Source organism: Geothrix limicola, assembly GCF_030268085.1.
Classification (GTDB): domain Bacteria; phylum Acidobacteriota; class Holophagae; order Holophagales; family Holophagaceae; genus Geothrix; species Geothrix limicola.
Genome location: NZ_BSDE01000001.1, coordinates 257557 through 275488 on the forward strand (window position 1 = coordinate 257557; position 17932 = coordinate 275488).

At 67.8% G+C, this 17932-nt stretch carries 14 protein-coding genes and 1 tRNA gene; 7 read left to right on the forward strand and 8 right to left on the reverse strand.

What is annotated here, in order from left to right; genetic code table 11:
• Window positions 1–61 precede the first annotated feature (61 nt).
• Genes QSJ34_RS01085 through QSJ34_RS01110 form a run of 6 tightly spaced genes read right to left on the reverse strand, consistent with a single transcriptional unit; the run spans window position 62 to window position 6120 of the window.
• Window positions 62–1633, reverse strand: a complete 1572-nt coding sequence (locus tag QSJ34_RS01085; protein WP_285569154.1) for an aldehyde dehydrogenase (NADP(+)) — start codon at window positions 1631–1633, stop codon at window positions 62–64.
• Between the two features lie 34 nt (window positions 1634–1667).
• On the reverse strand, window positions 1668–2576 hold the full coding sequence (locus QSJ34_RS01090; RefSeq protein ID WP_285569157.1) for a dihydrodipicolinate synthase family protein: 909 nt from the start codon (window positions 2574–2576) through the stop codon (window positions 1668–1670).
• Window positions 2573–3829: an NAD(P)/FAD-dependent oxidoreductase gene (locus QSJ34_RS01095; RefSeq protein ID WP_285569159.1), complete on the reverse strand. Its 1257-nt coding sequence runs from the start codon at window positions 3827–3829 to the stop codon at window positions 2573–2575. The genes QSJ34_RS01090 and QSJ34_RS01095 overlap by 4 nt, the downstream gene beginning before the upstream one ends.
• A complete protein-coding gene (locus QSJ34_RS01100; RefSeq protein ID WP_285569161.1) occupies window positions 3822–4049 on the reverse strand; it encodes a 2Fe-2S iron-sulfur cluster-binding protein in 228 nt (75 codons plus the stop codon). The genes QSJ34_RS01095 and QSJ34_RS01100 overlap by 8 nt, the downstream gene beginning before the upstream one ends.
• An 8-nt stretch (window positions 4050–4057) precedes the next feature.
• A complete protein-coding gene (locus tag QSJ34_RS01105) occupies window positions 4058–5176 on the reverse strand; it encodes an NAD(P)/FAD-dependent oxidoreductase (protein WP_285569163.1) in 1119 nt (372 codons plus the stop codon).
• Window positions 5173–6120, reverse strand: coding sequence for a proline racemase family protein (locus tag QSJ34_RS01110; protein WP_285569165.1), 948 nt, complete (start codon window positions 6118–6120; stop codon window positions 5173–5175). The genes QSJ34_RS01105 and QSJ34_RS01110 overlap by 4 nt, the downstream gene beginning before the upstream one ends.
• Window positions 6121–6254: 134 nt before the next feature.
• On the opposite strand from QSJ34_RS01110, the gene QSJ34_RS01115 reads away from it, so the two are divergent.
• Both QSJ34_RS01115 and QSJ34_RS01120 read left to right on the forward strand, forming a co-directional pair.
• Window positions 6255–7022 carry an AraC family transcriptional regulator gene (locus tag QSJ34_RS01115; RefSeq protein WP_285569168.1) on the forward strand — a complete coding sequence of 256 codons (768 nt, stop codon included), beginning with the start codon at window positions 6255–6257 and terminating at the stop codon, window positions 7020–7022.
• Window positions 7023–7351: 329 nt separating this feature from the next.
• Window positions 7352–9613: a DUF3472 domain-containing protein gene (locus QSJ34_RS01120; protein ID WP_285569171.1), complete on the forward strand. Its 2262-nt coding sequence runs from the start codon at window positions 7352–7354 to the stop codon at window positions 9611–9613.
• 587 nt (window positions 9614–10200) lie between these two features.
• Here the strand turns inward: QSJ34_RS01120 and QSJ34_RS01125 are convergent.
• Together QSJ34_RS01125 and QSJ34_RS01130 are read right to left on the reverse strand one after the other, a co-directional pair.
• Window positions 10201–10291: transfer RNA gene (locus QSJ34_RS01125), tRNA-Ser, on the reverse strand.
• A gap of 75 nt (window positions 10292–10366) precedes the next feature.
• Window positions 10367–11815: an aminoacyl-histidine dipeptidase gene (locus QSJ34_RS01130; protein WP_285569174.1), complete on the reverse strand. Its 1449-nt coding sequence runs from the start codon at window positions 11813–11815 to the stop codon at window positions 10367–10369.
• Between the two features lie 406 nt (window positions 11816–12221).
• Here QSJ34_RS01130 and QSJ34_RS01135 point away from each other — a divergent pair, with 406 nt between their 5' ends.
• From QSJ34_RS01135 to QSJ34_RS01155, 5 genes are read left to right on the forward strand one after another with little or no spacing between them, the layout of a single operon-like run.
• Window positions 12222–13337 (forward strand): methyl-accepting chemotaxis protein, encoded by a 1116-nt coding sequence (locus tag QSJ34_RS01135; protein WP_285569177.1) that lies wholly within the window; start codon window positions 12222–12224, stop codon window positions 13335–13337.
• A gap of 8 nt (window positions 13338–13345) precedes the next feature.
• Window positions 13346–13714, forward strand: a complete 369-nt coding sequence (locus QSJ34_RS01140) for a response regulator (RefSeq protein WP_285569178.1) — start codon at window positions 13346–13348, stop codon at window positions 13712–13714.
• A gap of 23 nt (window positions 13715–13737) precedes the next feature.
• Window positions 13738–14064 (forward strand): STAS domain-containing protein, encoded by a 327-nt coding sequence (locus QSJ34_RS01145; protein ID WP_285569188.1) that lies wholly within the window; start codon window positions 13738–13740, stop codon window positions 14062–14064.
• Window positions 14065–14073: 9 nt separating this feature from the next.
• Window positions 14074–16260 (forward strand): chemotaxis protein CheA, encoded by a 2187-nt coding sequence (locus QSJ34_RS01150; protein WP_285569189.1) that lies wholly within the window; start codon window positions 14074–14076, stop codon window positions 16258–16260.
• 25 nt (window positions 16261–16285) lie between these two features.
• On the forward strand, window positions 16286–17926 hold the full coding sequence (locus QSJ34_RS01155) for a methyl-accepting chemotaxis protein (RefSeq protein WP_285569194.1): 1641 nt from the start codon (window positions 16286–16288) through the stop codon (window positions 17924–17926).
• Window positions 17927–17932 lie beyond the last annotated feature (6 nt).

The following is a 17932-nucleotide window of genomic DNA, read 5'->3' on the forward strand; positions in this document are numbered from 1 at the left end:
TCCTTTGCGTCGCGGGTGCGACCCCTTCAGGGTATGCGGCGCGAGCCGGGAAGGTTCGGGTTCAATGTTTCCCCATCACGCCGTCCCGCAGGCGCCAGAGGCCGAGCGGGTTGTCCTGGCGCAGCGGGGGAGGGAGCAGGCCCTCGGGCGTGTCCTGGTAGCACACGGGCCGGGCCCAGCGGGAGATGGCGCGGGTACCGACGGAAGTGGTCTGGGGCGCGCTGGTGGCGGGCCAGGGGCCGCCGTGCACCATGGCATGGCCCACTTCGACGCCGGTGGGCACGCCGTTGAACAGCACGCGCCCGGCCTTGGCGCTGAGCAGAGGCAGCAGGTCCGCGGCGAGGGCTTCATCGCCGTCGCCCGTCCAGAGGGTGGCCGTGAGCTGGCCCGACAGGGAGGCGAGCACGGCGCGCCGTTCTTCTTCGTCCTCGCAGGCTACGAGGAGCGTGAGCGGTCCGAAGACCTCCTCGGCCATGGAAGGCGTGGCGAGGAAGGTGCGGGCGCTGGTTTCCAGCAGGGCGGGGGCGCCGAAACGCGACGAGGTCCCCTGGGGTGCGAAGGCCAAGGTGGCGCCGGCGGCCTCCCGTTCGGCGCGTCCCTCGCGGTAGGCGCGTGCGATGCCTTCGCCGAGCATGGGTCCGGATGTGCCACCGCTCAGGGTTTCCGCGAGGCCGTTGCGGAACGCGTCGAAACCCGGTCCCTTCACGGCCACGACGAGGCCCGGGCAGGTGCAGAACTGGCCGACGCCATTCAGCACGGAGGCGCCGATGGCCTTGGCGATGGCTTCGCCGCGACCGGAGAGCGCCGCCGGCAGCACCGTCAGCGGATTCGCGCTGCCCATTTCGGCGTAGACGGGGATGGGCTCGGGGCGCGAAGCGGCGTGATCCAGGAGGGCCTTGCCGCCGCGGTAGGAACCCGTGAAGCCCACGGCGCGGATGGCGGGATGCCGCACGAGCCGGGCGGCGACGGCATGGCCCCCATCGAAGAGCAGGCTGAAGGTGCCGGAAGGCAGGCCGAGCGCCGCGATGGCCCGCAGCGTGACGCGTGCCACCAGTTCACTGGTGCCGGGATTCAGCGGGTGCGCCTTAGCCACCACGGGGCAGCCCGCGGCCAGGGCCGAGGCGGTGTCGCCGCCCAGGGCGCCGAAGGCCAGGGGGAAGTTGGAAGCCCCGAAGACGGCCACGGGGCCGAGGGGTTGCAGGGCGGAACGCAGATCAGGCTTGGGCAGCGGCGCGCGCGCCGGATCGCCCTTGTCGAGGCGCGCCTCGACCCAGGAACCCTCTTCGGCCACGTCCGCGAAGAGACGCAGCTGGAAGCAGGTGCGGCCCAGTTCGCCGCGCACGCGGGCCTCGGGCAGGCCGCTTTCGGTCATGGCCAGGGGCACCAGGTCTGGCGCCGCGGCTTCGAGGCCCTCGGCGATGGCGCGCAGCAGGGCGGCCCGCTTGCTTCCAGGCAGCGCGCCGAAAGTGGGCGCGGCAGCCTGGGCCAGCGCCACCGCCCGATCCACCTCGGCCTCGGTGGCGCTGTGGAAGAGGGGCTCCAGGGCCTCGCCCGTGGCGGGATTCACGGCCTGGAAGGTCGCGGATCCCCGCTGGCCGGGTTCAGAACCGAGAAGAGAGAGGCCTTGGAGCATATGTCACCTGAGGGAGGAAAGCGGTTGAAAGGGCCTAGGCGCGGGTCGGCAGCGCCTCGTTCAGCGTGGCCTGGGCCTGCTTCAGTACTGCCAGGGCCGCCTCGCGCTCGGCGCCGACGAGGGCCGCGCGGGGGGCGCGCATGCGCTCGCTGCCCCAGCCCATCTCCTGCTGCACGAGCTTGATGAGCTGCACGAACTTGGGCACGGTGTCCATGCGCAGCAGGGGCAGGAACCAGGCGTAGAGGCGGAAGGCCTCGTCGAACTTGCCGGCGCGGCTGAGTTCGAAGAGCTCCACGCTCTCCTTGGGGAAGGCATTGACGAGGCCGGCGATCCAGAAGGAGGCGCCCATGGCCACGCCTTCCATGAGGCAGTCGTCCACGCCCACGCCCAGCACGAGGCGGTCGCCGATGAGGGCGCGGATGGCGGCGATGCGGCGGGCATCGGTGCTGCTCTCCTTCACGGCCACGAGGTTGGCGTGGCGCTTGGCCATCTCGGCGATCTGCTCGGGCAGGAAGTCGACCTTGTAGGCCACGGGGTTGTTGTAGAGGAGGCAGGGCAGGGGCGTGGCGTCGATGACGGCATCGAGGTGCGCGCGCATCTCGGCCCAGTCGCCCACGTAGACGTAGGGCGGAAGCACCATGAGGCCCTTGGCGCCCACGGCCTCGGCGGCCTTGGCGAGGCGCACGGCCTCGGCGGTGCTGAGGGCTGCGATGCCCGCGATCACGGGCTTGTCGCCGGCGGCGAGCACGCAGGTACGGATGACCTCGACCTTCTCGTCGAAGCTCAGCGTGGCGCCTTCGCCGAGGGAACCGCAGGGCACGAGGCCCGAGCAGCCGTTGGCCAGCATCCAGCGGGCGTGGGCGTCCATGACGGCGAAGTTGACCGTGTCATCGGCGAGGAAGGGCGTGGTGATGGCGGGAATGACGCCCTGGAAGGGATTCATGGCTGCTCCGTGGGTGAAAGGGCGCCGACGAGGTCGGCGAAGGTGGTGGGAACGAGGGGCTGGTTGGGCCCGCCCGGGGCCCATCCGAAGAGGAATTCCGCGGCGGGTCCGCAGGTGCGGCCCTGGCAGCGACCCATGCCGCAGCGGGCGTGCAGGCGGGCGTCGCGGCCCCGGGCGAAGGATTGGAGTGCGCCCACGCTCACGTCCTCGCAGCGGCAGAGCATCGTCTCGGGCGTGGCGAGTCCGCGCAGCTCGGGACGCAGGGCGTGCGCCGCCTCCAGGGCCCGTCCCCAGGCGCGGCTGCGCGCAGCGGCGGGGATGTGGCGCCGGGCTTCGTCCTCAAGCCCGGTGGCCGCAAGGCCCGCGAGATGGCCTTCGGTCAGGGCCTTGTCCACGCCGCCGATGCCCGTGGATTCCCCGGCGGCGAACACGCCGGCCACGGAGGTGCGCTGCAGCTCATCGACCGCCACCGCGCCCTCGTGGATGGCGCATCCCAGGAGGCGGGCCAGGTCGAGGTTGGGCACCAGTCCGAAGCCGCAGGCGAGCAGGTCGGCCTCCAGCACACGGGCTCCCTTGGGCGTATTCAGGTGCACGCGTTCCAGGCGTCCTTCGCCTTCCGCGCGGGTCACCCAGGCGCCCGCCTGCGTGGGCAGGCTCAGGAAGGGCAGGGCCTGGAGCAGGAGTTTCGGACGCGCGAGCAGGCCGGGGATGAGCGAAACCAGGGCACGGTTGGGCGCCTGCTCGGCCACCGTGAGCACGCGCGCGCCCTGGCTGCGCAGGTGCGAAGCCACCGCCAGCAGCAGGGGGCCGCTGCCCGCCACCACCACGCGCTTGCCCCTCACCTCCAGGCCGCCTTTGACGAGCCCCTGCAGGGCGCCTGCGCCGAGCACGCCCGGCAGCGTCCATCCGGGAAAAGGCAGGAAGCGCTCGCGCGCCCCGCTGGCAAGGACGAGGCGGTCGTAGGACAGGACCTCGGGGCCATGGGGCCCGATGAGGCCCAGGCTGCCGGGCCCGGGCGCCGTGACGATGCGGCAGCCCATGCGCAGGACGACCCCGCTGGTGCGCAGCGCGTGGAAGTGGGCCCCGGCCTTGCCGGGCGCGTCCTTGCGCCAGAGCCCGCGCCAGATCTGGCCGCCGGGCTCGGGCAGCGCATCCACGAGGGTGACGTCGGCGCCTAGCGCTTCGGCGGCCAGGGCGGCGCCGAGGCCCGCCGGACCGGCGCCCAGCACGAGGATCCGCGGCGCCCTAGCCACGGCGCACCTCCATGCCTTCCCGTGCGGGCGTGAGGCAGGCCAGCACCTCGCGGCCTTCCAATTGGACGCGGCATTCGAAGCATTGGCCCATGCCGCAGAGGGGGCCGCGCGGCTCGCCCGAGAGGCTGCGGCAGGCCACGGGCGGAAGGCCCAGGGCCGCCACCAGCAGGGCGCCTTCGGCCACGTCGACGGGCCGGCCATCCACGATGACTCTAGGCATGGATCACCCTAGGCATGGGCCAGCTCCGGGAAGCGCGAAGGCAGGTAGGGCGCGGGATCGATGGCCGGCTTCCGCCCGAGCACTTCGGCGGCGATGAGTTCGGCGGTGGCGGGGGCTGTGGTGATGCCCAGGCCCTCGTGGCCGCAGGCCAGGAGGACGCCAGGGTGGCCGGGCAGGGGCCCGATGAGCGGGCGGTGATCCGGCGTGATGGGGCGGAAGCCCGTCCAGGCGCGGACCACGGAGACCTGGGCGAGGTCAGGTACGTAGGAGAGGGCCTGTTCGATCATGCGCCGCAGCAGGGTGGTGCGGATATCCGGCGCCTCGTCCCCGAACTGGCGGCTGGATCCCAGGAGCAGCTGACCATTGGGCCGCGGCTGCAGGTTGAAGGCCACGCTGTCGGTGTCGGAACCATGGGCGGATTTGAGGTAGCCGAGTTCCACCAGCTGGTGGTGGAGGAAGCCGGGACGCCGTTCGGTGATGGCCAGGTGGCCCTTGCGCCGCACGAGGGGAAGCCTCGGGATCAGGGCTTTCGACGCGCTGCCCGCCGCCAGCACCACGCATCCGGCCGACAGGGCGGTGCCATCCGCCAGCCGCAGGCCATGGGGTTCCAGCGAGGCCACCCGGATTCCCGTGAGGATGCGCGCGCCCGCGCGCTGGGCCGCTTCCGCCAGCAGGCGCGCGCCCGCGGGCGGGTAGATCACCGAATCGCCGGGCACGCGCATGCCGCCGGGCAGGTGCGGGGCCAGGTGGGGTTCCGCTTCGTGCAGGGCGCGGGCATCGAGCAGTTCCGCCTCGATGCCCGCGGCGCGGTAGGCCTCGCAGCGGGGCTTCACGAGGGCCATCTCCTCCTCGTCGGCCGCCACCCACAGGGTGCCGCAGGGATCCAGTTCCAGCGCCGCGCCCAGATCTGGGGCCAGCGCGTTCCAGCGGGCCTGGCCCAGGCGGCAGAGGGCCAGTTCGGCGTCGGAACCGTCCAGGGCCACCAGGTGCCCCATGGCCGCGGCCGTGGCGCCGCCACCCAGGCCTTCGGCCTCAAGCAGCGTGACGCGGCAGCCCTCGGTCGCGAGGGCCTGCGCGCAGGCGGCGCCCACGACGCCGCCGCCCACGATGAGGACGTCCGGGTTCACGAGGGGATCCCGAAGGCGAAGGGATCCTCGAGGTCGAGGATCAGGATGGCTTCGGCGGTGATGTAGGCGCGTCCCTGGATGTGGGGGAGCACCTGCCCGTTCACCCTGGACATCCAGCCCGTGAAGACCGAACCCACCAGACTCTCCTGGCGCCACACCTGGTCTTCGATCAGCTTGCCTTCGTCGAGCAGGCAGGCCAGCTTGGCGGAGGTGCCCGTGCCGCAGGGGCTGCGGTCCCACTCCATGCCGGGGCAGAGCACGAAGTTCCGGCCGTGGTTCGCGCGGTTGGCTGCCGGCCCCGTGAGTTCGATGTGATCGATCTCGGCGCCGTGCTCGCCCGTGATGCTCGCCGGGCCGAGGGCCTCGCGGATGGCGCAGGCGGCCTCCTGCAGACGGCGCAGGTTGGAAGGACGCAGGTCGAGGCCATGGTCCTCCACGAGGAAGAACCAGTTGCCGCCCCAGGCCACGTCGCCGTGAACGAGGCCGAGGCCGGGCACCTGAACCGGGACCTGGCGCCGGTATCGATGGGATGGCACGTTGATCACCACGGCGGTGCCGTCCACCCTCAGCTCGGCCTCCACCACGCCCACGGGGGTGTCGATGCGCAGGCGGCCAGGTTGCAGGCGCCCCAGGTGGCGCAGGGTCTCCACCACGCCGAGGGTGCCGTGACCGCACATGCCCAGCACGCCGACGTTGTTGAAGAAGATGATGCCGAGGTCGCAGCCGGGTTCATGGGGTTCCACCAGCAGGGCGCCCACGAGGACTTCCGAGGCCCGGGGTTCGCAGGCCACGGCCCGGCGCCAGGCGTCGTGGACCGTCATGAGCCGTTCGCGGCGTTCGCTCAGGGGGCCACTGCCGAGATCGGGCGCGCCCTCGAGCACCACGCGGGTCGGCTCGCCGCCGGTATGGCTATCGACGACGCAGATGGATAAGCGACTGGCCATGGACGTTCCTTCAGGGGAAGGCCTCATCTTGTCGTTATAGGGTGCGGGCGGTCTTGTCTCATTCTCCTGTCATGACCGGCGAATGAGACAAGGATGGGACCGGAGGTGCATCCAGGCGGGTTAGACTGCCTGACATGCCTCTCCCTCGCGTCTCGGGCCTGGATGCCCTCCTGAGCCGGCTCGACAGCCTCGGGTTCGTGGAGGAACTCTTCGATCACGTCCGCGACGCGGTCTTCACCGTGAAGGATCCCGAGGGACGCTACCTGGCCATGAGCCGGAGCGGCGTTGAGCGTTGCGGCCTGCCCTCCAAGGAGGCGGCCCTCGGCAAATCGGCCTTCGACCTCTGGCCCGCGGACATGGCCCGGCGCTACGCCGAGCAAGATGCCCGATTGTTCCGCACAGGCCGGCCCATCGTGGACGCGCTGGATCTGACCCTCTATCCGGATCTGCGGCCGGGCTGGTGCCTGACTCAAAAGGTGCCCCTGAAGGACACAGGTGGGCGCGTGGTGGCCCTGGCCTGCCTCAGCACGGACCTGCCCGAGCCCAGCCGCGCGGGCTTCATCGACGCGCCCTTCGCCGCCGCCGTGGATCACATCCACGGGCACTTCGCCGAGGGGCTGCGCCTCGAAGAACTGGCCGCCCTGGCCGGGTTGTCCCTGGGCCAGTTCGAGCGGCGCATGCGGAAGCTCTTCCACCTGAGCCCCGGCCAGTACGTGATGAAGGTGCGCATCCAGGCCGCGGCCCAGGCCCTGGCGGACTCCGATCATCCCATCGCCGCCATCGCCGATGAGGTGGGCTTCTGCGATCAGGCCGCCCTGAGCCGCCATTTCAAACAGGTCGTGGGCCTGAGTCCGGCCGCCTACCGGAAGTGGGCTTGGGAACGGACCGAGAAGCCGTCCTAGCCGGCGTCGCCACAGGCTCCAGGCCGGATGCGGGGGCAATCCCTGGCGCTTCGGCCGGGTTCAGCCGAAGGGCAGATTAAAAATATCGATGACACAATATTTTTCTTGACCCCTTTTAAGTGTGTCCATATGCTACAGAAAATTCTTTGACAATTGAATTCTTTTGTTTGCTCAAAAATATATTCCCAGCCCCGTTCCGATCTTCAAGTCTTCAGGGTTCGGCTGTCGGTCTCTTCGGCCGGAGCGCCTCCAGGAAGGGGGCCGCAGATCGCGTTCCTTTGTCTCGATGAACCCGCCGGGAGCCTTCCCGGTCTTCGACAGGAGAAGCAATGGCTTTTGAACCGAGGTTTCCACGCGCGCTGAACCACTGGAGGACCCTCGCCATCGTGGCGGGCCTGTGCGTTTCGGCCAGCCAGGCCGGCGCCCAGGATCTCGCCTACAACGGCGGGAAGGGCTCTGCGCTCATCTTCGAGAACCAGATCAATGTCAGTGCCGCGGTGCCCGGCACCTACTACGGCATGATCGGCAACGCCTGGGGCTATGGCGGCATCCAGATGAACGACAGTGTCACGGCCCGGACCGGTATCTTCTCGATCTGGGACACGACCGAGATGACGACGGAGTATGCCTACAACGCCACGCTGGACATCAAGAAGCACGGGCGCTTCGGCGGGGAGGGCACGGGGGCCCAGTTCCTCTTCCACTACGACTGGCAGTACGGCACGGACTACCGCTGCGCCTACCGCGTGTTCCCCGAGCCGGATGGGATCCACCTCCGCTTCAATGCCTTCTTCTACGATGCGAGCCTGGGCACCTGGGTCTATGTCGTGACGTACCGCGCCAACACGGGAGGGACGGCGCTGCAGACGGATCGGTTCTACTCCTTCGCCGAGAACTACGCCAACACCTGGGGCAATCGGACGGCGACGATGAGCAACGCCTGGATGTATTCAGCGGGTGGGGGATGGACGGACCTCACCGGGGGATGGATCTTCAACATCCCCCCGGGCGATCAACCCTCGCAAAGCAATCGGCCCGACTTCGGTCAGATCCTGACCAGCTCCCAGGGTTTCCGGTTCCATTCCGATACCGACCCCGCCACCAGGACCCAGGCGGAATGGGAGGCCGTGAGCTACGCGCCGTCGGCGGCGGAAGCGCCCATCGTGATCCCCTACTTCCTCGGCTGCGGCAACGCGAACGCCCAGGGCAATTGGGAGCCCGACGGCTATTGGAAGGATGTGGCCGGGGATTCGCAGATGCGCAGCAACCCCGCGCCCGTGGACGCCTCGGATGTCCGGAACCCGGCGCCCCAGGCGGTCTACCAGAACCTTCGGAAGGGGAGCCACTTCCAGTACAACCTCATTGGATTCCTGCCGAACGCGGAGTATCACGTCAGGCTCCACTTCGTGGAGGACTCCGCCACGGCCCGCGGCCAGAGGCTGCAGGACGTCTTCATCAACGGAGGAGAAGTCCTCGGCCGCTTCGATATCTTCAAGCATGCCGGCGCAGCGCATAAGGCGATCACCCGAAGCTTCACCGCCAAGGCCGACGCGTCGGGCCAGATCCTGGTCGAGTTCAAGGCTTCGGCCGGAAGCCTGTTGCCCGAGGCCGTGGTCAGCGCCATCACGGCCACCGAGGGCCGGCCGGCCTTCAGGCTGGAGCCCCGTTCATCCTCCATCGAGGTGATGCGGGGCTTCGGCACCCAGACGAAGGAAACGGTCCTGAGCCTGAACGGCTTCAGCTCGCCGACCCACCTGGCCATCTCGGGCCTGCCCTGCGGCGTCACGGCGACCTTCTCGCCCAATCCCGTGACCTTCGATTCGGGGGCTTCCGCCGTGTCTTCCACCCTCACGCTCGCCTCTTCCCCGGAGACGCGCCACGAGGATCGAGCGCATGAGCGCGAGGGCGGGCGGGTCGTCCTGACCGCCTCCTCCGAAGGGCGCACGGTCCATGTGCCCCTCCAGGTTTCGGTCGTTGCGCCGAGTCCCACCTTCGTGCAGGCCAACGAGAGCACCTATGTCGATGCGGCCACATCCCTCCAGGCGACCTACGCCTCCGCGCAGGTGGCGGGCGATCTGAACGTCCTGGCGGTCCAGTGGCAGGACACCTCGGCCCACGTGACCTCGGTGACCGATTCCAGCGGCAACGCCTACACCCTGGCGGTGGGGCCCACTCAGAACCCGGACCAGCCGGGCACCCAGGCCATCTACTATGCGAGCAACATCCGGTCGGCCGAGGCCGGGGCGAACACGGTGACGGTCACCTTCGACAGTCCCGCCGCCTACCCGGACGTGATCATCGCGGACTATGTCGGTGTCCGCTCCCTGGGCACCACCGCCGCGGCCATCGGCAGCACCGTCACCCTGGACAGCGGCGCCGTCACGACGGATTCGCCCAACGAACTCCTCTTCAGCGCCACCAACGTGCCCTGGTGGACCGATGCCCCCGGCACCGGGTACACCCAGCGTTTCCAGTCGGACTGGGGCAACATCATCCAGGATCGCGTGGCCACGACGCCCGGAACCTACAACGCCACCGCCACCCAGAATGGCGGCGCGCCCTGGATCATCCAGCTGGTGACGTTCAAGTAGCCGAGCCAGCCCAGGCGAAGCGGGCCCTCGACCTTCGGGACGGGGGCCCGTTTTCGTTCGAAAGGTCCACGGTGTTCCAGTCGGCTCCGGTTTCTGAAGCAACCCTTCAACGCCAGCCGAGCTCCCAGGGTCGATGAGAGGGGGACCTATGACGAGATTCGATGAGAAGGATGTGCCACCGGTCCGGGCGGTACGGCGAGTCCGGGCTCTGCGCCCGGTACGGATTCCCCGGCGGGTCTGGCGGCCACTGCGCCGGCGCCTGGTCCCGGCCGGGTTGGCCGCCCAGCGCCGCGAACAGAGGCAGGAAACCCTGGATGGGCGCAGGGTCCCCCCTCCGGTTCGTCCGCCCGAATGCGAGCCGCCGGAAACCTACGGCGAACACGGCGACCTTCACCATGCCGGATCCACCGAACAGCCCTTGATCCACAGGCTCGACCTGGAAGGCTGAGATCCCGGATTCGTGACGAAGGACTGGGGACTTCCCTCCGGGACCGCCAAGCTGCGGCGTTTCCTCGAGCCTTTCTGTGATGTCGAATTCCCCCACCCTTCCCACTTACGAAAGAAGCCGCCTTGCGGCGGCTTCGATCTGGCGGAGAGTGGGGGATTCGAACCCCCGGTAAGCTTTTGACCTACACACACTTTCCAGGCGTGCTCCTTAAACCACTCGGACAACTCTCCATGGCTCCGCGAAACCGCGGAAACAACAAGGCTACCACGGCCCCTGGCCTGCGCCAAGGGCCGGTATGAGGGGGGCTACACGGCCTCGAGGACGGCCACCAGCAGCTTCCAGAAATTGGCGGCGGAGGGCACGCTGACGTGCTCGTCGGGGGTGTGGACATCCCACATGTTGGGACCGAAGGAGACCATCTCCATGCTGGTGTACTTCTCGCCGATGAGACCGCACTCCAGGCCGGCGTGGATGGCCATGATCTCCAGCGGCTTGCCGAAGAGCTTCTGGTTGGTGTCGTTGACGATCTGGACGAGGGAGGCCTTGGGCTCGGGCTTCCAGCCGGGGTAGCCGCCGGTGACGTAGGACTCGAAGCCGCCCAGGGCGCAGGTGGCCGCGATGCGCTCGGAGAGGGCGGTGCGCGAGGCGTTGATGGAGCTGCGGGTGAGCAGGTTCACTTCCACTTCGTCTTCGCGGGTGTCGATCACACCCATGTTCGTGGAGGTCTGCACCAGGCCCGGGATGTCGGGGCTCATGGCCTCGACGCCGTGGGGCAGGGCGAGCAGCAGGCGCATCAGGGCCGTGGCGTCGGCCTCGGACATGACCTGGTTGGCTTCGCTCGTCTCAAGGGCGAAGTGCAGGCCCGGATCGTGGGCGCCGAGGGCGGCGCGCCAGTGGGCCTCATGGGTGGCCAGGGCCTCGCGGAAGGCGGCTTCCTTGGCGGGGTCCAGCAGGAGGGTGGCCGAGGCTTCGCGGGGGATGGCGTTGCGCTTGTTGCCACCCTTGATGCCCGCCAGGCCGAAGCCGAAGGCCGGGTTCAGGGCGCCGAGCACCTGGGCCAGGATGCGGATGGCGTTTCCGCGGTGGCCGTTGATATCGATGCCGGAGTGGCCGCCCTTGAGGCCGAACACCTTCAGGCGGAAGGCGCGGCTGCCCGCAGGGGCCGCGACGCGGGTGAGCTTGCGGGTGGCGATGGTGTCCTCGCCGCCGGCGCAGCCGATGGTGAGGAAGCCCTCCTCCTCGCTGTCGAGGTTGAGCAGGAATTTGGCCTGGAGGCGGCCGGGCTGCAGGCCGTTGGCGCCGGTGAGGCCCGTCTCCTCGTCGATGGTGATCAGCACTTCGATGGGGCCGTGGGCGATCTCCTCGCTGGAGAGCACTGCCATGGCGGCGGCGACGCCGATGCCGTTGTCGGCGCCGAGGGTCGTGCCCTTGGCGCGGAGGAGGTCGCCATCGCGCCAGACCTGGATGGGATCGCGGGTGAAGTCGTGGTCGGTGCCTTCGTTCTTCTCGCAGACCATGTCCACATGGGCCTGGAGGCAGACGGTGGGGTGGCCTTCCTTGCCGGGCGTGGCCTTCTTCCGGATGATCACGTTGCCGACGGCATCGCGCTCGACCTCGCAACCCAGGGCCTTGGCCTGGTCGGCCACCCAGTCCGCGGCGGCGGCCTCGTTCTTCGAACCGCGGGGGATCTTCGAGAGCTCGAGGAAGTAGGACCAGAAGGTCTTCGGTTCGAGGGTTTCGAGCAAGGCGTTCACAGGGCCTCCCAAAAGGTCGTCGTCAGCCCGCGCGGGGATCGGGGCCACGGTTCAGGGTACCGGGGGCCTCTCCGGGCAGGCGTGACGTGCATCACGATGACTGTGCATGATAAGGGGAAACCCGCCTCAAATCGAAGTTTCTGCCTCTGAACGGTCTATTGGGGCGGGAAATGGAGCTGATTTATCCAACCCCCGGCGACGACCGGGCCGCCCTGACAGGACTTCGGCCTGAAGCTCTGGCGCTGCTGGGCCCGGTCGGAGTCCTTTGGGGCGGACCTGGTTCGGGGGGGGCTGGCCGGGCCGGGACCCGATCCATCAAAAATCATTCTTGTTCCGGACTTGGACGAAAGAGGGAGGCACATCATCCCAAGAGGGCTCCTTGTCTGGCCAATGGAAGTCCAACCACTTGTGGACCCCCCTCGGAGGGCTCCTCCTCGCCATCTTGTTCTTCGGCCCCGTGCTGGCCGCGAAAGGCGGCGCGGCCGGCTGGGTATGGGGCCTGCTCTGCGCAGCGGCGGGGGCCTGGGTCCTCGGCCGGACCGGAGCGGACGACCGTTCTGGGGCCGGCGAGGTTCTGGCCCAGCCCACCCCCTTGGCCCATCACTCCACCTCGCCGGCCACGGAAGATCCCCTTTCCTTCGCCGTGGTTCCGGTCTGGCGCCGCCAGACCCAGTCCGTGCACGATCAGACCGAAGAGGCCGTGACCGACCTGACCACCCGCTTTTCCGGGATGCAGCGGCTGCTGCTGGAAAGCGCCGGTGGTGTGGCCCTGAAGGGCGAGAACAGCCTGTCGACCGTCATCACGGGCAACCAGACCCGCCTCCAGGTCATCGTCGACTCCCTGCATACGACCCTGGCCGAACAGGTCGAACTGATCTCCAAGGTGGGCGAACTGGCGGGGTTCACCGAGGAACTCCAGCAGATGTCCGTGGAAGTCACGGCCATCGCGGATCAGACCAACCTGCTGGCCCTGAACGCGGCCATCGAGGCCGCCCATGCCCGTGAGCACGGCAAGGGCTTTGCCGTGGTGGCCGAGGAGGTCCGCAAGCTGTCGGAACGCTCCGGCCGGGCGGGACAGCTGATCACCGAAAAGATCCAGTGGATGGACCAGTCCCTCCGCAAGACGCTGGAGGCGGTCGAGGCCTTCGAGGCGCGGCAGTCCTCGCTCATCCAGGATGCGGAGGCGACCATCCTGGGCGTGGTGTCCGATTTCAGCTCGGCCTCCGGTGAACTGGAATCCGCGGCCTCTCGTCTCGAATCCGTGAACGCCAACGTCAATACCGAGATCCAGGAGACACTCTTCCAACTGCAGTTTCAGGACCGGGTCTGCCAGATCCTCCGCAACATCATCCGGGACATGCAGAAGTTCGAGGCCCGGGACAGCGTGGTGATGGGCAAGGCGGAGATCGACGTCTGGCTCCGGAACCTGGAGACGACCTACACCACGGCGGAGGAGAAGCACCTCCACCGGGGAACCTCGGCGGCCAAGGCCGACGAGGATTCGGACATCACCTTCTTTTGAGTGAGCCCATGGCCAAGACGATCCTCATCATCGACGATTCCACCAGCCTGCGGCAGGTGGTGAACATCACGCTGACCAACGCGGGCTACGACGTGATCGAAGCGGTCGACGGCCGGGACGCGCTCACGAAGCTCGACGGTCGCAAGATCCATCTCATGATCTGCGACGTGAACATGCCGAACATGGACGGCATCAGCTTCCTGAAGGCGGCCAAGGAGGATGCCCGCTACAAGTTCACGCCGATCATCATGCTCACCACCGAGGCGGGCGAGGACAAGAAGAAGGAGGGCCAGGCCGCCGGCGCCAAGGCGTGGGTGGTGAAGCCCTTCCGCCCCGAGCAGATGCTGGTCGCTGTTTCCAAGCTGATCCTCCCCTGACCGGGGATTCCCACGAGGCCCCTATGCTCACCTTCGAGAGCACCCAACAGAAAGGCAAGGTCCTCATCAAACTGGTGGGGGCGCTGACCATCTACACGGCGGTCCAGGCACGCAAGGAATTCTCGGACGCCCTCGAAGTCCACGCGGCGCCCGAAGTCGATCTCAGCGGGGTGGACGAGATCGATACGGCCGGCGTGCAGGTGCTTCTCTGGATCAAGCAGGAGGCCGCGCTGCGCGGCCGCAGCATTCCCTTCGCCTTCCACAGCCCCGCCGTGGTGGAGGTGCTCGACCTGCTCAACCTGGCCGGCACCCTGGGCGACCCCATCCTCATCGCCCCGCCTCATTCCTGAGGATTTCCCATGGACATGGATCTCGCCAAGCAGACCTTCATCCAGGAAGCCTTGGAATTGCTGGCCTCCATGGAATCCGCTCTCCTCGCCTTCGAGGACCAGGCCGATCCCGGAGAATCCATCAACGCCATCTTCCGGGCCGTGCATACGATCAAGGGCAGCGCCGGACTGTTCGGCCTGGAGGGCATCGTCCGTTTCGCCCACACGCTGGAGACGGTGCTGGATCGCGTGCGCAATCACGAGGTGTCCCTGAATCGGGCCTCCATCAGCCACCTGCTGGAATGCCATGACCACCTGGCGGGCATGGTGAATGATCTGGCCTCCCAGCCCGAGGGTTCGCCGGATCTGGATCCACACGGTCGGCAGCTGCTGGAAGGACTCGTGCCTCTGCTGGAAGGCAAGGAGGTGGCGGCCTTTGAAGTCGTGCGGGTGGACGCGCCGGTGGCGGAAACGGCAGGCGCCCCCGCGCTGGGCGGCGGCAATGGTGCGGACTGCTGGCACCTCTCCATCCGCTTCGGTCGCCAGGTCATGCAGGACGGCATGGACCCTCTGGCCTGTCTGCGGTACCTGGGCACCCTGGGCACCATCAGCCACCTGTTCAGCCTCATCCATCTGCCCGAAGGCGATGCCTTCAACCCCGAAGAATGCTACCTGGGGCTGGAAATCGAACTCGACACCGCCGCCGACCGGAAGACCCTCGAGGAGGTGTTCGAATTCGTGCGGGAGGAGAGTGTCATCCGCCTCATCCCGCCCCACGCCAAGATCCGTGAGTACGTGGCCCTCATCCAGGAGGCCGGCGATAGCGGCGACCTGCTGGGGGACATCCTCGTCAAATGCGGGTGCATCTCGAGGGATGACCTGCGGGAGGCCCTGCAGATCCAGGGCAAGGAGCTGACCACGCCCGGCAGCATGCAGCGGCGCCTGGGCGAGATCCTGATGGATGAGCAGTCGGTTCCGCCCGCGGTCGTGGCTGCGGCGTTGGACAAGCAGCGCCGTCCCGCGGATCGCCAGGGGATCGAGAGCAAGGTCGTGAAGGTGCAGGCCGACAAGCTGGACCGTCTGGTGGACCTGGTGGGCGAGATCGTGATCGCGGGCGCCTCGGCCCACGTGCTGGCCGCGGCCACCAAGGAGCCGGCCCTCATCGAATCCACGGCCATCATCAACAAGCTGGTGGAGGAGATTCGCGACAACGCCCTGAGCCTGCGCATGGTGCAGATCGGGGAGACCTTCAACCGGTTCAGGCGGGTGGTGCGGGACGTATCGCGCGAGACCGGCAAGGCCATCGAACTGGAGATCCGGGGCGGCGACACGGAACTCGACAAGTCCATCGTGGAGAAGCTCAGCGATCCGCTGATGCACATCGTCCGCAACGCCATCGACCACGGCATCGAGCCCGTGGAGGTGCGCCGGGCCCGGGGCAAGGTGGACACCGGCTCCCTCACGCTGGCCGCGACCCACGAGGCGGGCAGCATCGTCATCGAAGTCAGCGACGATGGCGGCGGCCTGAACCGCGAGCGCATCCTCGCCAAGGCCAAGGAGAAGGGCCTGATCCGCGAGGGTGAGGTGTTGAGCGATCAGGAGGTCTGGCAGCTCATCTTCGAGCCCGGCTTCTCGACCGCCGCGGCCGTCACCGACATCTCGGGACGCGGCGTGGGCATGGACGTGGTGCGCCGCAACATCGACGATCTGCGCGGGTCCATCGAGATCGAATCCTACGAAAGCGCCGGCACCACCTTCCGCATCCGCCTGCCGCTGACGCTGGCCATCATCGATGGCTTCCGGGTTGGCGTTGGGGCGGGATCGTACGTGCTGCCGCTCGAGCTGGTGCAGGAATGTGTGGACCTTGGGCCCTTCCTGGAATCCGCCGAGAATCATCTGGTGAACCTCCGCGGCGAGGTGCTGCCCTTCATCCGCCTGCGGGAGATCTTCGGGGTCCATGGCGCGCTGCCCCCCCGCGAGCAGGTGGTGGTTGTGCGTTACGGCGAGACCCGCGCGGGCATCGTGGTGGACCGCCTGCTGGGTGAGTTCCAGACCGTGATCAAGCCCCTGGGCGAGCTCTTCCGCCAGATCCGAGGCATCGGGGGGTCCACCATCCTTGGTTCCGGCGAAGTCGCCCTCATCCTCGACGTGCCCCAGCTCATCCAGCTGGTGGCCACCGCGAATCGACGTCCCACCCTCTCGAGCACGGTCAATTGAGCGAACCGCTATTCAAGGAGATCCCATGAACTGGTTCAGGAACCTCAAGCTCGGCACCCAACTCATCTCCGCCTTCCTCGTGGTGGCCTTCATCGCCGGGTTCGTCGGCCTTGTGGCCTACCGGAACATCCACAACATTAATGACGCGGACACCTTCCTCTACGAGAAGACCACCGTGCCCCTAGGTCAGATGGCCGTCATCGTGGGTAACTTCAACCGTATGCGCGTGGCCGACTACCGGACAGCCGTATCGCCCACCAAGGAAGAAGCGATCAAGGCCATGGAGCGCAGTGTGGATCTGATGAAGGGAATCCAGAAGAACCTCGAAGGGTATGCCAAGACCTTCATCGATGCCGAGGACGAGGCCAACTGGAAGAAAATGAAGGCTGACCTTGAAGCCTTCGACAAGGCCCAGGCGCGGGTCCTGGAACTGAAGCTGGCCGGGAAGGACAAAGAGGCCCTTGTCTATATCGAAAATGACCTTCGCAAGCCGGCCCTCGCTCTCACCGAGTTCCTCGACAAGGTGGTGGAATCAAATGTAAAGGCGGCCAAGGAAACCTCGGACAAAAATACCGCCACCGCCAACGCTTCCGATCGGCAGATGCTCATCACCATCGCCCTGGGTATGGCCCTCGCCGCCGGACTGGGCCTCTTCGTCACGCGCGTCATCAAACAGCAGGTGGGCGGCGAACCAAAGTACGCCGTGGAAATCCTGGGACAGGTGGCCTCGGGCAACCTCGCCGTCGACATCCACTCCGCTGAAGGCGACACCCACAGCATGATTGCGTCCATCAAGGCGGTGGTGGCCAAGCTGGGCGAGATTATGGGCCAGGTGCGGGAAGCCTCCGGCAACCTCGTGGGCGCCTCCGAACAGTTGAGCTCCACGGCCCAGTCCCTCAGCCAGGGTGCCTCGGAACAAGCGGCCAGCGTGGAGCAGACGAGCGCGGCCATGGAGGAGATGAGCGCCTCCATCGCGCAGAACAACGAGAACGCCAAGGTCACGGGCGACATCGCCACCAAGTCCGCCGGAGATGCCTCGACGGGCGGCGGCGCCGTAAAGGAAACCGTGGCGGCCATGCACCAGATCGCGCAGAAGATCGCCATCATCGATGACATCGCCTACCAGACCAACCTGCTGGCGCTCAACGCGGCCATCGAGGCGGGCCGGGCCGGCGAGCACGGAAAGGGCTTTGCGGTGGTGGCGGCCGAGGTGCGGAAGCTGGCCGAGCGCAGCCAGGTGGCGGCGGAAGAAATCAGCCAACTGGCCAAGGGCAGCGTGGGGCTTGCAGAGCGGGCCGGAACGCTGCTGGAGACCATCGTTCCCTCCATTCACAAGACCTCGGACCTGGTGCAGGAAATCGCGGCGGCCTCCGGAGAGCAGACCGGGGGGGTGGGCCAGATCAACGGTGCCCTCTCTCAGATCAGCCAGGCCGTGCAGCAGAATGCCGCCGCCGCCGAGGAACTGGCCTCCTCCTCGGAAGAGGTCAGCGCCCAGGCCGAAGAGCTCATGAGCATGATGGAGTTCTTCACCCTGGCCAACGAGCCGGTGAAGGCCTCGGCCCAACGCCGGTCCGCCCCGGCCAAGATGCGTTCCTCCTCACCCGCCGCACGGCAAAAGCACCTGCCTGGCGACGAGGTGGACGAGCGCGAATTCACCCGGTTCTAGGGGGTC